The sequence below is a fragment of the Ralstonia sp. ASV6 genome, assembly GCF_016429285.1.
In the GTDB taxonomy this organism is placed as follows: Bacteria; Pseudomonadota; Gammaproteobacteria; order Burkholderiales; family Burkholderiaceae; genus Ralstonia; species Ralstonia flaminis.
Map to the genome: position 1 here is coordinate 1 of NZ_JAELUI010000149.1, position 13018 is coordinate 13018.

At 64.3% G+C, this 13018-nt stretch carries 12 protein-coding genes; 9 read left to right on the forward strand and 3 right to left on the reverse strand.

The genetic code is table 11. The features are described 5' to 3' along the window. Positions 1-191 precede the first annotated feature (191 nt). Together JHD73_RS22810 and JHD73_RS22815 are read right to left on the reverse strand one after the other, a co-directional pair. Positions 192-1049: a CHAD domain-containing protein gene (locus JHD73_RS22810; protein WP_199032460.1), complete on the reverse strand. Its 858-nt coding sequence runs from the start codon at positions 1047-1049 to the stop codon at positions 192-194. A 123-nt stretch (positions 1050-1172) separates the two neighbouring features. After that, a complete protein-coding gene (locus JHD73_RS22815) occupies positions 1173-1952 on the reverse strand; it encodes a DeoR/GlpR family DNA-binding transcription regulator (RefSeq protein WP_199032461.1) in 780 nt (259 codons plus the stop codon). Positions 1953-2105: 153 nt separating this feature from the next. Between JHD73_RS22815 and glpD the strand changes: the two genes are divergently transcribed. The 8 genes from glpD to glpK all read left to right on the forward strand — a co-directional run bounded on the left by glpD (position 2106) and on the right by glpK (position 11509). Then, positions 2106-3683 carry a glycerol-3-phosphate dehydrogenase gene (gene glpD / locus JHD73_RS22820; protein WP_199032462.1) on the forward strand — a complete coding sequence of 526 codons (1578 nt, stop codon included), beginning with the start codon at positions 2106-2108 and terminating at the stop codon, positions 3681-3683. Between the two features lie 78 nt (positions 3684-3761). Further along, a complete protein-coding gene (locus JHD73_RS22825; RefSeq protein WP_199032463.1) occupies positions 3762-4880 on the forward strand; it encodes an ABC transporter ATP-binding protein in 1119 nt (372 codons plus the stop codon). Then, positions 4867-5976 carry an ABC transporter ATP-binding protein gene (locus tag JHD73_RS22830; RefSeq protein WP_199032464.1) on the forward strand — a complete coding sequence of 370 codons (1110 nt, stop codon included), beginning with the start codon at positions 4867-4869 and terminating at the stop codon, positions 5974-5976. Before JHD73_RS22825 ends, JHD73_RS22830 begins: the two co-directional genes overlap by 14 nt. After that, the gene (locus JHD73_RS22835; RefSeq protein ID WP_021197336.1) at positions 5973-6863 is read left to right on the forward strand and encodes a carbohydrate ABC transporter permease; all 891 of its coding nucleotides are present in this window, start codon (positions 5973-5975) and stop codon (positions 6861-6863) included. Before JHD73_RS22830 ends, JHD73_RS22835 begins: the two co-directional genes overlap by 4 nt. Beyond that, the gene (locus tag JHD73_RS22840; protein ID WP_199032465.1) at positions 6856-7683 is read left to right on the forward strand and encodes a carbohydrate ABC transporter permease; all 828 of its coding nucleotides are present in this window, start codon (positions 6856-6858) and stop codon (positions 7681-7683) included. The genes JHD73_RS22835 and JHD73_RS22840 overlap by 8 nt, the downstream gene beginning before the upstream one ends. 22 nt (positions 7684-7705) lie before the next feature. Next, positions 7706-7987, forward strand: coding sequence for a DUF2160 domain-containing protein (locus JHD73_RS22845; protein ID WP_199032466.1), 282 nt, complete (start codon positions 7706-7708; stop codon positions 7985-7987). A gap of 171 nt (positions 7988-8158) precedes the next feature. Further along, a complete protein-coding gene (locus JHD73_RS22850; protein WP_199032467.1) occupies positions 8159-9895 on the forward strand; it encodes an ABC transporter substrate-binding protein in 1737 nt (578 codons plus the stop codon). Between the two features lie 114 nt (positions 9896-10009). Then, the gene (gene glpK / locus JHD73_RS22855) at positions 10010-11509 is read left to right on the forward strand and encodes a glycerol kinase GlpK (protein WP_199032468.1); all 1500 of its coding nucleotides are present in this window, start codon (positions 10010-10012) and stop codon (positions 11507-11509) included. Between the two features lie 68 nt (positions 11510-11577). Here glpK and JHD73_RS22860 read toward each other — a convergent pair whose 3' ends face one another. Beyond that, a complete protein-coding gene (locus tag JHD73_RS22860; RefSeq protein ID WP_199032469.1) occupies positions 11578-11949 on the reverse strand; it encodes a hypothetical protein in 372 nt (123 codons plus the stop codon). 194 nt (positions 11950-12143) lie between these two features. Between JHD73_RS22860 and JHD73_RS22865 the strand changes: the two genes are divergently transcribed. Beyond that, entirely contained in the window at positions 12144-12770 is a 627-nt protein-coding gene (locus JHD73_RS22865; protein ID WP_199032470.1) for a DUF1415 family protein, read from the forward strand. Positions 12771-13018: the final 248 nt, after the last annotated feature.

Consider the following 13018-nt stretch of genomic DNA (forward strand, 5'->3'; position numbering starts at 1 on the left):
CGACACCCACCCGATCAACACCACCAATCGGCCGGAAACCCGCACCACATCTACCTCTCCACCGCCTCGACACCACCGCCTCAACCTGCGTTTCGGCGCTGCGTCGTGCAGCGAGGGGCGAACTATATGCAGGTTTTCCGAACTGCGCAAGCCCTTTCTTTTTGTAGGGTCTTTCTGCGCTTTTTCAGGGGCTATGGCGCCGCATGATCGCGTATCCAACGTAGCCGTCGGGCCGCGCGCTTCCGGGCTGAGCGGGCGCGCTTGTGAAACGCGCTCACGATAGAGGCCGGTGGCGCAGTCCGTGCGATTCCGGCGGCACGCTCCAGGGAGATCTCCGCGTCATGCACCTCGCCCAGGGCGTCCTGCAACTTGCGTAGATGTGCGTGCCAGCGTTTGGGGGCTTGCGCGCCGAGCGCCGGATAGAACGCTTCATATAGATAGCGCCATTGCTTGGCAGTGATACGAGCCCGGTGCAGGCGTGCGGGCGATGCCCGCTTGGGGCCGCGACCGCGCTGGACGAGCTTCTTTCTGAGCGCCCGCGCCTGAGCATGGGCGAAGTCTACGTAGGAGCCCGTCTCGGCCTCCAACCGGAAAGGAGCGACGGCCTTTTCCAGATCGGCAAGCGTGCTCAGCACATCCGGTGACGCCAGCTCCACTCGCAGCGATCGCCAAGATCGGCCGCGGGCGGCCTTGGCCTTCTTGACTGCCATGGCAAGCCATGCACGCCCGACTTCATCCTCGGCCAGAGACTGCTGAGCGGCCGGAAGCCAATCTATTAGAAGGACATCCCATTCGCGCACGGGGCCCGTGGATGCCGCCAGCGCCCGCAGGCGCGGCTTCCATTCGGCGGCAAATGCGTCGGGCAACACAGGGCCAAAGGTTACCCAGGCCGAACGCAGCCGGCGCAGCGTGACACGGAATTGATGGAGATCCTCGTCGCTGGGCCTGGGCGCCGCCAGTTTGACAAGGGCGTCGCGCAAAGCGGCGACATGTTCGGCGACGATGCCCGCGAAGATCGAAAGGATTGCCGCTTGTGAGTGCTCGCTCACGACGCCCTCAAGGTGACGGCCATGTGGATGGCATTGGGCACACGAAGTGCGCGCCCTGTCATTTCACTGTAGTCGACGGGGACAAGACTGGGCGGTACGTCAGATCAAGCGCGCAAGAGACGCTCAGGATTGCCCGGCCTCGCTGGCGACGACAACGTCGACTTCAGCGGCGCGGAAGACGTCAGCCATCGGCTCGGGCACCGGCACGTCGGTGAAGAACTTGTCGATCTGCGAGATGTGACCGAGGCGCACCACGGCGCGGCGGCCGAACTTGGAGTGGTCGGCGGCAAGCCAGACCTCGCGCGACTGCTCGATGATGGCCTGGGCGACGCGGACCTCGCGGTAGTCGTAGTCGAGCAGGGTGCCGTCTTCGTCGATGCTGGAAACACCGATGATGCCGATGTCGACCCGGAACTGCTTCATGAAGTCGATCGTGGCCTCGCCGACGATGCCGCGGTCGCGGTTGCGCACCAGGCCGCCGGCGACGATGACTTCCGCATCCGGGCTGCCCGACAGGATGGAGGCAACGTTCAGGTTGTTGGTGATGACGCGCAAACCCCGTGGCCCACCCTGCCCTACCAGTGCCTTGGAGATCTCTTCAGTCGTCGTCCCGATGTTGATGATGAGCGAGCGGCCCGGTTCGACGTGGCGCGCGACGGCTTCGGCAATGCTGCGCTTGGCATCGATATGCAGAACCTGGCGCTGGTCGTAGTCGATGTTCTCAACCGACGACGGCAGGCCAACGCCACCGTGATAGCGCGCGAGCAGGCGCTCGTCTTCGAGCTGGCGGATATCGCGGCGGATGGTCTGGGTGGTCACGCCCAGCACACGGGCAAGCGCGTCGACGGAGGCATCGCCGTGCTGGCGAACGTATTCAAGGATCTGGCGGTGGCGGGGAAGCATCAATTCATCAAATGAACATAAACGAACATATGTGAGCGAGTTAGGCGATTCCCTATGTTGCTTTATTTTCGCCTTTCACTACACTATCCGCGAACGCGCCACTATTCGCAAGAATTCGCAAACATTGGCGCGCAAATCAACAGATTCCAACCCATGCAACTCTCTGACGCTTCGCATCTGGACTGTGATCTGCTGGTGGTCGGAGGCGGCATCAACGGCGTGGGTATCGCACGTGACGCTGTGGGCCGTGGCCTGTCGGTGGTCTTGTGTGAGAAGGACGACCTGGCCCAGCACACCTCTTCGGCCTCGACCAAGCTGATCCACGGCGGGCTGCGCTATCTCGAATATTACGAATTCAGCCTCGTGCGCAAGGCCTTGCAGGAGCGCGAGGTGCTGCTGCGCATGGCGCCGCACATCATGTGGCCGTTGCGCTTCGTGATGCCGCACGACGCAGCCCAGCGCCCGGCGTGGATGATCCGCGCGGGCCTCTTTTTATATGACCACCTGGCGCAGCGGCGCTTTCTGCCGGGCTCGAAGTCGATCAAGCTGGCGCAGCATCCGTCCGGCAAGCCGCTCAAGCCCGGTTACACGCGTGGCTTCGTCTATTCCGACGGCTGGGTCGATGACGCCCGCTTGGTGGTGCTCAACGCCCGCGACGCGGCTGACCGCGGTGCGCAGATCCTCACCCGCACGCGCTGCCTGAACGCCGAGCGCCGCGCCGATGGCTGGCATGCCTCGCTGGCTGGCCCGGACGGCATCCGCTCGGTGCGCGCCAAGGCCATCGTCAACGCGGCCGGGCCGTGGGCGGCGGACTTTGCCCGCGCGGCCCACGCGCTGCCGAGCACGCGCGGCTTGCGCCTGATCAAAGGCAGCCACATCGTCGTGCGACGGATGTTCGACCACCCGTTCGCCTATATCTTCCAGAACCCGGACGGGCGGATCGTCTTTGCGATCCCGTACCAGAACGATTTCACGCTAATCGGCACGACCGACCTGGAATACAAAGGCTCGGTGGACCAGGTGGCCATTGATGCCGGTGAAATCCAATACCTGTGCGACATGGCGAGCCGCTATTTCACGCAGCAGCTCACGCCGGCCGATGTGGTGTGGACGTACTCGGGGGTGCGCCCGCTGCTGGATGACAGCGCGGCCAACGCCTCGGCCATCACGCGCGACTACCTGGTCGAATGCGAGACCGGCGCCGACGGTCACAGCGCACCGCTCATCAACGTGTGGGGCGGCAAGATCACAACCTACCGCAAGCTGGCCGAAGAGGCGCTGGACCAACTGGCCCCGCACCTGCCTGCGGCAGGCAAGCCGTCGTGGACGGCGACCGCCTCCCTGCCGGGCGGCGATCTGGAAGCGCCGGGCCAACTCGTCGCCGAATACACCTTCGACGATTTTGTGGCACGCCTGCAAAAACGTTTGCCCTGGCTGCCGACCTCGCTGGCCACGCGCTATGCGCACCAGTACGGCACCCGCGTGAACACGCTGCTGGCCGGCGCCGCACGTTTGGAAGACCTGGGGGCGGAGGTGACGCCGGGTCTGTATGAAGCGGAGATCCGCTACCTGATCGAACACGAATGGGCCCGCACTGCGCAGGACATCCTGTGGCGGCGGACCAAGCTGGGGCTGTACGCCAGCGATGCTGAACGCGGCCGCCTGGAAGGCTGGTTGATGCGGCATCTGCCGGAGAACGAAGCCGCCCCAGTGGCAGAACGCGCCCCCTGAGGTTCGCGGCACAGCAGCAAACGGGCCGGGGGGCCCGCACACAGATCAAGACGTAGAAGTAAAAGACGGGAGACACAATTGATTCTGGAACTGGACCAGGTTACGGCCATGGTCGGGGCGCAGACACATCTGTACCCGACCAGCCTGCGGCTGGCGCCCGGCGCGATCAACGTGCTGCTCGGGCCGACGCAAGCCGGCAAGACCACGCTGATGCGCATCATGGCCGGGCTGGACCGGCCGACCACCGGCCGCGTACTGGTCGATGGCAAGGACGTGACGGGCGTAGGCGTACGCGATCGCAATCTGGCGATGGTGTACCAGCAATTCATCAACTACCCGGCGATGACGGTGTACGACAACATCGCCTCGCCGCTGCGCCTGCAGGGCACCAACAAGGGCGAGATCGATACGCGCGTGCGCGCCGTCGCCGCCAAGCTGCACATCGAACACCTGCTGCAGCGCCTGCCGGCCGAGCTGTCGGGCGGCCAGCAGCAGCGTTGCGCGCTGGCGCGGGCGCTGGTCAAGCGCGCCCCGCTGGTGCTGCTCGACGAACCGCTGGTCAACCTCGACTACAAGCTGCGCGAAGAACTGCGTGCCGAGCTGGCCTCGCTCTTTGCCGATGGCGGCACGACCGTGGTGTACGCCACCACCGAGCCGCAGGAAGCGCTGCTGCTGGGCGGCCACACCGTCGTCATGCATGAAGGCCGCGTGCTGCAGTCGGGCCCGACGCTCGACATGTACGAGGTGCCGGTGTCGGTCAACGCCGCCGCCATCTTCAACGACCCGCCGATGAACGTGCTGGACGCCACCGTGGCCGAAGGCAACCACATCCGCTTGCCGCAAGGGATTGACGTGCCATGGACTCGCCCGCTGCCGATGGCGGCCGGCACGCGCTGCCGCATTGGTCTGCGCCCGAGCCATATCCGCCTAGCGCCGCGCAACGGCGGCAGCGTTGCCCTGCCGGGCGCGGTCGAGCTGGCCGAGTTGTCGGGCTCCGAAACCTATTTGCACGTGCGCGCACATGCCGCCGGCCAGCCGAGCAGCATCGGCCTGGTCGCGCAGTTGCCGGGCGTGCACGAGTTCGAGCTGGGTGCGGCGCTGGATGTGTTTGTCGATCCGGCCGAGCTGTTCCTGTTCGATGAAGCGGGCAAGCTGGTGAGCGCGCCCAAGCAGGGAGACGCCCATGGCGCGCATTGAATTCCGCAACCTGGGGCACAGCTACCGCCCCGATCCGCAAAGCCTGAGCGACTACGCGCTGCAGCCGATGAACATGACGTGGCGTGACGGCGGTGCCTATGCACTGCTGGGCCCGTCGGGCTGCGGCAAGTCCACGCTGCTGAACATCATCTCGGGGCTGCTAGTGCCGTCCGAAGGTCAGGTGCTGTTTGACGGCCAGGACGTGACGCACGCCAGTCCGCGCGAGCGCAACATCGCGCAGGTGTTCCAGTTCCCGGTCATCTACGACACGATGACGGTGTTCGACAACCTCGCCTTCCCGCTGCGCAACCGCAAGACGCCCGAAGCCGAGGTGAAAAAGCGCGTGGAAGAAGTCGCCGAGATTCTCGAGCTGCAGCACGCGCTCAAGCGCCGCGCCTCGGGCCTGGCGGCGGACGCCAAACAGAAGATCTCGCTCGGGCGCGGCCTGGTGCGCAAGGACGTGGCGGCCATCCTGTTTGATGAGCCGCTCACCGTCATTGATCCGCACCTGAAGTGGCAACTGCGCCGCCAGCTCAAGAAGATTCACCAGCAGCTCAAGCTCACGCTGATCTACGTGACGCACGACCAGGTGGAAGCGCTGACCTTCGCCGACGAGGTGGTGGTCATGACCGAAGGCAAAGTGGTGCAGCAAGGCGGGCCGGAAGCATTGTTCGAGCGGCCGGACCACACCTTCGTCGGCTATTTCATCGGCAGCCCCGGCATGAACCTCTACCCGGTGACGGTGGATGGGGATGTGATCGCGCTGGGCGACCAGCGCCTGTCCGTGAGCCGCGACACGCTTTCCACGCTCAAGAGCGCAAACGGTTCGCTCAAGCTCGGCATCCGCCCGGAGTTCGTGCAACTGGCTGCGCCGGGCGAAGTCGGCACAGTGGCGGCGGATGTACACCAGGTGCAGCAACTCGGTACGCACCAGTTGCTGACAGCAAGCCTCGGCGCGAATGGCGACAGCACGGTCGGCCTTCCCATCAAGGCCAAGCTGCCTAACGAAGTGAGCGTGACCGAATCGCGCGTGTGGCTGCGCCTGGATGCGCCGCAGACGCTGTATTACAGCAATGACGAGAGGATTGGCCGATGAACAAGCCGCTCAACAATAAGGCCTGGTTCCTGATCCTGCCGGTGTTCCTGTGCGTGGCGTTCTCCGCCATCCTGCCGCTGATGACGGTGGTGAACTACTCGGTGCAGGATATCATCAGCCCCGAGCAGCACGTGTTCGTGGGCGTGGACTGGTTCCGCCAGATCCTGCGTGATGGCGATCTGCAAGACGCCCTCACCCGCCAGTTGATCTTCTCGCTGTGCGTGCTGGCGGTGGAGATTCCGCTGGGCATCGGCCTGGCGCTGGCGATGCCATCCAAGGGCTGGAAAGCCTCGGCCGCGCTGGTGGTGCTTGCCATGCCGCTGCTGATTCCCTGGAACGTGGTCGGCACGATCTGGCAGATCTTCGGGCGCTCGGACATCGGCCTGGCTGGCTACTGGCTCAACCAGATGGGCATCGACTACAACTACACGTCGCACTCGTTCGACGCGTGGATCACCGTGTTGATCATGGACGTGTGGCACTGGACGCCGCTGGTGGCGCTGCTGGCGTATGCCGGCCTGCGCTCAATTCCGGACGCGTTCTACCAAGCCGCCGAGATTGACGGCGCAAGCCGCCTGGCCGTGTTCCGCTACATCCAGCTGCCGAAGATGCGTGGCGTGTTGATGATTGGCGTGCTGCTGCGCTTCATGGACAGCTTCATGATCTACACCGAGCCGTTCGTGCTGACCGGCGGCGGCCCCGGCAATGCCACGACCTTCCTGTCGCAGTACCTGACACAGAAGGCGGTCGGCCAGTTCGACCTGGGCCCGGCGGCGGCGTTCTCGATCGTGTACTTCCTCATCATCCTGCTGTTCTGCTTCGTCCTGTACAACTGGATGCAGCGCATGGGCAGTGCCAGCACGGCCGTGGGAGACGACCATGCGTAATCAAAAGAACGAACATCAACGCAAGATCGCACGCGCCATCACACTCGTCGTGTACGTGGCGTTTGCGGTGCTGCCGCTGTACTGGATGTTGAGCATGTCGCTCAAGACCAACGAGGAGACGCTGGCCGGCTTCTCGATCTGGCCGAAGCTCGTCACGTTCGACAACTACAAGGTCATCTTTACCGACCCGTCCTGGTACTGGGGTTACATCAACTCCATCATCTACGTGACGATGAACACGGTGCTCTCGACCATGGTGGCGCTGCCGGCGGCCTACGCCTTCTCGCGCTACCGCTTCCTGGGCGACAAGCACATGTTCTTCTGGCTGCTGACCAACCGGATGACGCCGCCCGCGGTGTTCCTGCTGCCGTTCTTCCAGCTGTATTCGACGGTCGGCCTGATGGACACCCACCTGGGCGTGGCGTTGGCACACATGCTGTTCAACGTGCCGCTGGCCGTGTGGATTCTGGAAGGCTTCATGTCGGGCATCCCACGCGAGATTGACGAGACGGCCTACATCGACGGCTACAGCTTCCCCGCGTTCTTCCTGAAGATCTTCCTGCCGCTGATCAAGGCAGGCGTGGGCGTGACGGCGTTCTTCTGCTTCATGTTCAGCTGGGTGGAGCTGCTGCTCGCGCGCACGCTCACCTCGGTCGATGCCAAGCCGATCACTGCCGTGATGACGCGCACGGTGTCGGCCTCGGGCATGGACTGGGGCGTGCTGGCGGCGGCCGGTGTGCTGACGATCATTCCTGGCGCGCTGGTGATCTGGTTTGTGCGGAACTACATCGCGAAGGGCTTCGCGATGGGCCGCGTCTAAAACAAGAACGGGAGACACAGCCATGTTCAGCTGGATGGCCTGGACGCCCGAAGTGGCGATCTTCTTCGGCTGCATCGCCCTGATGCTGGCCGGCATGACGATCTGGGAGGTGACCCGCCCGACGGTGGAGCGCAAGGGCCTGCTGCCCATTGCCACCACGCGCGGTGACCGCCTCTTCATCGGCCTGTTGACGGCCGCTTACATCAACCTGGCGTGGGTCGGCCTGGCATCGGAAGACACCGGTGCCTGGGGCGGCTTCATCGCCTCGATGGTGGTGCTGCTGCTCATCATGTGGCGCGGTTGACGCGCAATCGTTGTATTCGCAGTTGCAAGTCCGGAGGCGTCAGTGCGGGTTGACGCTTCCACGCCCACATTGACGTACGGGCACAGGCATTCCATCACGCTCCCCGCGTCGGAATGCCGGATGTTTTCGCTGCGGGGAGAACAACAAGCCAACAAGCACGAGGAGATACCGATGAAAACATCCTGGCGCATGACGCTTCAGTTCAGTGCCATTGCACTGGCAAGCGCCCTGGCGGTCGGCGCAGCACACGCCGGCGAAGCCGAAGCCAAGAAGTGGGTCAGCAGCGAATTCCAGCCCAGCACGCTGTCGCAAGACAAGCAGATGGCGGAAATGAAGTGGTTCATCGATGCCGCAGCCAAGCTCAAGGCCAAGGGCGTAACCGAGATCCACGTCGTGTCGGAAACGCTCGACGTACATGCCTACGAATCGAAGACGCTGGCCAAGGCGTTTGAAGAGATCACCGGCATCAAGGTCAAGCACGACATCATGCAGGAAGGCGATGTCGTCGAAAAACTGCAGACCTCGATGCAATCCGGCAAGAGCATCTATGACGGCTGGATTTCCGACTCCGACCTGATCGGCACGCACTACCGCTATGGCGTGGTGATGCCGCTGTCGGACTACATGGCCGGCGAAGGCAAGGAGTTCACCAACCCGGGCCTGGACCTGAAGGACTTCATCGGCACGAGCTTTACCACGGCGTCTGACGGCAAGCTGTACCAGTTGCCCGATCAGCAGTTCGCCAACCTGTACTGGTTCCGCGCCGACTGGTTCGCCCGCAAGGACCTGCAGGAGAAGTTCAAGGCCAAGTACGGCTACGACCTGGGTGTGCCCGTCAACTGGACGGCCTATGAAGACATCGCCAACTTCTTCACGAACGACGTGAAGGAGCTGGACGGCAAGCGCGTCTACGGCCACATGGACTACGGCAAGAAAGACCCGTCGCTGGGCTGGCGCTTTACCGATGCGTGGCTGTCGATGGCAGGCTCTGCCGACAAGGGCATCCCGAATGGCCTGCCGGTCGACGAATGGGGTATCCGCGTGGAAGGCTGCGCACCGGTGGGCGCGTCGATGTCCCGCGGCGGTGCCACCAACAGCCCGGCTGCCGTGTACGCCCTCACCAAGTACATCGACTGGATGAAGAAGTACGCCCCGCCCGAGGCGACCGGCATGACCTTCAACGAAGCCGGCCCGGTGCCCGCACAGGGCCACATCGCCCAGCAAGTGTTCTGGTACAGCGCCTTCACCGCGCCGATGACCAAGCCGGGCCCGGTTGTGAACGCCGACGGCTCGCCGAAGTGGCGCATGGCACCATCGCCGCACGGCCCGTACTGGAAGGACGGCATGCAGAACGGCTACCAGGACGTCGGCTCGTGGACGTTCTTCAAGTCCACCCCGTTCGAGCGCCGCTCGGCTGCATGGCTGTACGCCCAGTTCGTCACGTCGAAGACCGTGTCGCTCAAGAAGTCGATTACCGGCCTCACGTTCATTCGTGACTCCGATATCCACAGCGACTACTTCACCAAGAACGCAGCCAAGTACGGCGGCCTGATCGAGTTCTACCGCAGCCCGGCCCGCGTGGCCTGGACGCCGACCGGCAACAACGTGCCCGACTATCCGAAGCTGGCGCAGCTTTGGTGGAAGAACGTCGCCACGGCCGTGACTGCGGAGAAAACCCCGCAAGCTGCCATGGACAACCTGGCCAAGGAAATGGACCAAGTGATGGGTCGCCTGCAGCGCGCCGGCATGAAGAACTGCGCGCCCAAGCTGAACCCCGAAAGCGATCCGGCCAAGTGGCTGTCGACGGAGCACGCCCCGTGGAAGAAGCTCGACAACGAGCGTCCGAAGGGCGAGACGGTGGCCTACGACAAGCTGCTGGCGGCCTGGAAGGAAGGCAAGGTCCGTTAATTTCGGTGCCCGTCTGATCGACGCATCCTCGATCAGCGGGCTACCATGCCTGCTTCCGTTTCACCCACCGCCGGGTTGGTTCGCTCCAGCCCGGCGGTCACTTGAATCTGTCTTATGGAATACCTCCTCGCGCTCGACCAGGGCACGTCCAGCTCACGTGCCATCGTCTTCAATCGTGCCGGCCAGATCGTGGCCAGCGCCCAGCAGGAGTTTCCGCAGCAATTTCCGCAGCCCGGCTGGGTAGAGCACGACCCGTTCGACATCTGGAACAGCCAGCTCGCCACCTGCCGCGCCGCACTCGAACAAGCCAAGCTGACGGCCGCTGACATGGCCGCGCTGGGCATCACCAACCAGCGCGAAACCACCGTGGTGTGGGAACGCGCCACCGGCAAACCCATCTTCAACGCGATCGTGTGGCAGGACCGCCGCACCGAGAGCATCTGCGAACGCCTGCGCGCCGAGGGCCTGGAAGACGAAGTGCGCAAGCGCACGGGCCTCGTCATCGACCCGTACTTCTCTGCCACCAAGCTGCGCTGGATTCTTGACCATGTGGACGGCGCCCGCGAGCGCGCCGCCCGTGGCGAACTCGCCTTCGGCACCATCGACACGTGGCTGGTGTGGCAGCTCACGCGCGGCCGCCTGCATGTGACCGACGTGTCCAATGCGTCGCGCACGATGCTGTGGAACATCCACACCGGCCAGTGGGATGAAGACCTCATGCGCGCGCTCGACATTCACCCGAGCCTGCTGCCCGAGGTGCATCCGTCGGCGTATCAATTCGGGCAGACCGATGCCGACTGGCTCGGCGCCTCGCTCACCATTGGCGGCATTGCGGGCGACCAGCAATCGGCCCTGTTCGGCCAGGCCTGCTTCAAGCCCGGCATGGCCAAGAACACCTACGGCACCGGCTGCTTCATGTTGCTCAACACGGGCGACAAGGCCGTCCAGTCGCACAACGGCCTGATCAGCACGGCCGCTTGCCAGAGCAGCACCCAGCGTAGCTACGCGCTGGAAGGCAGCGTGTTCGTGGGCGGTGCGGTGGTGCAGTGGCTGCGCGACGGCCTGCGCGCCATCCAGCGCTCGGCCGACGTGGAGGGCCTGGCCGCCTCGGTGCCTGATTCCGGCGGCGTGGTGTTCGTACCGTCGTTCACCGGCCTGGGCGCGCCGTACTGGGACCCAACCGCACAAGGCGCCATCGTCGGCCTGTCGCGCGGCACGACCATCGGCCATATCGCCCGCGCGGCGCTGGAGTCGATCGCCTTCCAGAGCACGGCCCTGCTGCAGGCCATGACGCGCGACGCCGTCTCCACCATCTCGGAGTTGCGCGTGGATGGCGGCGCTTCGGCCAACAACCTGCTGCTGCAGTTCCAGGCCGATCTGCTGGGCATTCCGGTGGTGCGCCCCGAGATCATCGAGACCACGGCACTCGGCGCCGCATACCTGGCCGGCATCGCCACCGGCTTCTACCGTGGCGAAGACGAGGTCGCGCAGCAATGGCGCGCCTCACGCACTTTCCACCCGGTCATCAGCCGGGATGAGGCACTCAGCCGTATCGCACAGTGGGAAATGGCGGTTGCGCAGGTACGCCTGCCGACGGCTTCGCGCGGGCACTGAGCACCGCACATCGGCACAAAGAAAAAGGCGACGCTCGGGTCGCCTTTTTTCATGATGCCGTCAACCGCTTACTTGCCTTCGCTGACCGGCGTCTGGGCTGGGCCACCCTGCTCGCTCATGGCTTCCTTGCGCTTGGCGCTGGCCTCCTTCTTCTCGGCCTTGCGGTTGGACTTGGCGGCCTTCTTCTCCTCCTTGTAGGCGGCCTTGGCTTCGGACTTGCGCGCCTTGTATTCGTCGTTGGCGGCCTTGTCGTCAATACGCTTCTGCACCAGCGGGTCAGGCGACGACGTCATCGGTACAGGGTTGCCCGGCGCGGTCTGCACCGTCCCCGTGGTTTGCGGCGACGTCTGCGGTGCGGGTGTCATCTGGGCCAAGGCAGCCGACGCGGCGAGCGTGGCAGCCATGGCGAATGCGCTCTTCAATACACGCGGCTCGATCATGGTTGGGCTCCTTCTCAGTTCGTTTCGAGGGATGAATTGACCACATAAGCGGCGCCCAAGGCACCTCAAAGTGATCTCGACGCGCCTCAAACGCCGCGCGCCGAACGTTGCAAGTCACAACGCCCTCTGTGTCGCAAGAAACGCTCCCGAGCCATCGACTACACTGCGCGCTGGTTTCCTCCTCCGTGCCCGCTGTGTCCGACCGCCCCCCGCATTTCGTCCTGCTCGATCCGCCCGCCGATGCTCTGCCGCTGAGCGAAGACACCGCCGCCAACCATGTCACCCGCGTGCAGCGCTGGCTGGAAGACGCCGTCATCGGCCTGAACCTGTGCCCGTTCGCCAAGGCCGTGCACGTCAAACGGCAGGTGCGCTACGTCGTGAGTCGCGCCACGATGGACGGCGACGTGCTCGACCACCTGCGCGCCGAAGCCGACCTGCTGCACAGCACACCCGCCGCAGACATCGACACCACATTGCTGCTCGTTCCCGCACTGGCCGACTTCTTCGATTTCCACACCCTCACCGAACGCGCCGAGGCGCTGCTCGCCAAAACCGGCTTCGAAGGCGAACTGCAGCTCGCCAGCTTCCACCCCGATTTCGTCTTTGCCGATGCCGACCCGGACAACATCACCAACGCCACCAACCGCGCCCCCGCCCCGATCCTGCATCTGCTGCGCGAAGACAGCATCGCCCGCGCCGCCGCAGCCGTACCCGATGCAGCGGACATCTACGAACGGAACATCGCGACGATGGAACGACTGGGGCCCGAAGGCTGGGCGGAGATGGTGGACAAATTCAGCGCGAACCCACCCCACAACTGAACTTAAAACCACAGAAGAAGGCACGCCTTGGCGCTCGCCCACACGCCCAGCCGGTGTGGCCGTACCCAGCCCTAGATGGCGCCTTGAATTTCTGTAAGCGGGCGGAAAAAGACGGGGAGCTGTCTGAGCGCAGCGAGTTTTCCCCGTCTCCGCCCGGTTACAGAAATTCAAGGGGAAGTCGCCATCTCGGGCGCGCCTTTCTTTGCTTACTTTCTTTGGCAAGACAAAGAAAGTGAGTCGGCCCCGGC